The organism is Brevundimonas sp., assembly GCF_030682035.1.
Taxonomy (GTDB): Bacteria; Pseudomonadota; Alphaproteobacteria; order Caulobacterales; family Caulobacteraceae; genus Brevundimonas.
The window spans coordinates 1-1,134 of record NZ_JAUXQZ010000033.1 but is presented as its reverse complement, the minus strand read 5'-3'; the positions used below and the strand labels follow the sequence as shown (position 1 = coordinate 1,134).

General features: G+C 63.8%; 1 protein-coding gene. It reads left to right on the top strand.

Going from position 1 to position 1,134, the window contains the following annotated elements:
• Positions 1-33 precede the first annotated feature (33 nt).
• The gene (locus tag Q8K49_RS09515; RefSeq protein ID WP_305305572.1) at positions 34-1,119 is read left to right on the top strand and encodes an IS630 family transposase; all 1,086 of its coding nucleotides are present in this window, start codon (positions 34-36) and stop codon (positions 1,117-1,119) included.
• Positions 1,120-1,134: the final 15 nt, after the last annotated feature.

Genomic DNA, 1,134 nt, shown 5'->3' with positions numbered 1-1,134 from the left:
CGGGTATGCTCTCCTCCCGAGGAGGACTGGACCATGCGCATCGCCCCTTCCCTTCAGGTGACCGAGACCGAACGCCAGCAACTGGCGCAGTGGGCGCGGGGCCGGCGGACCCCCGCGCGGCTCGTCCTTCGCGCCAAGATTGCGTTGCTGGCGGTCGCGGGCCATGACAACCAGCACATTGCCGCCGCGTTGGGCACGAGTCGGCAAACCGTGGGCCTCTGGCGGCAACGCTTCGCCACCCAGCGCCTGCCCGGTCTCGCCCAGGATGCGCCCCGTGGGGGACGCCCCCCCAAGGCACGTCAGGCGCTCACCGCGCGCATTCTGAAGACGACGACCCAAACGACCCCGCCCGCCGCCACGCACTGGTCGACCCGCACCTTGGCGCGGCACCTGCGCACGAACCCCACGTTCGTGCAGCGGGTCTGGACCGCCCATGGCTTGCAGCCCCACCGAGTCCGGGCCTTTAAGCTCAGCCGGGATCCGCATTTTCAGGACAAATTGGAGGACGTGGTAGGTCTGTATCTGCACCCACCCGAACATGCCGTCGTCCTCTGCGTGGATGAAAAAAGTCAGATCCAGGCCCTGGATCGCACGCAGCCCGGCTTGCCCCTGAAGCCTGGGCGCTGCGGCACGATGACGCACGATTACAAGCGTCACGGTACCACCACACTCTTTGCCGCCCTGCATGTGGCGGAGGGCTCAATCATCTCCACGTGCCTGCCGCGCCATCGGCACCAAGAATGGCTGACGTTCCTGCGTCTGATTGATCGCCAGGTCCCCCAGAGCAAAGCCCTGCATCTGATCGCCGACAACTACGCCACGCACAAACACCCCACGGTCCAGCGGTGGCTGACGCGCCATCCGCGCATCCACATGCATTTCACGCCCACCAGCAGTTCGTGGCTCAACTTGGTAGAACGCGTCTTTGGCGACCTGACGGCCAAGCAGATTCGCCGCGGGGTCTTTCGTAGTGTCCCGGAGCTGATTGCGGCAATTGACGCGTACATCACCCAGCGCAATGCCCATCCCACACCCTTTGTGTGGACCAAAACCGCGCAGGAAATCCTGACAAAAGTAAACCGGGCTAGGCTCGCCCTAAATAAGACAAGAACAGCATGAATCACTACACTAGAT

Excerpts from the sequence above, each read along its gene's own strand:
- Q8K49_RS09515 (WP_305305572.1), top strand. The coding sequence starts at position 34 with ATGCGCATCGCCCCTTCCCTTCAGGTGACCGAGACCGAACGCCAGCAA.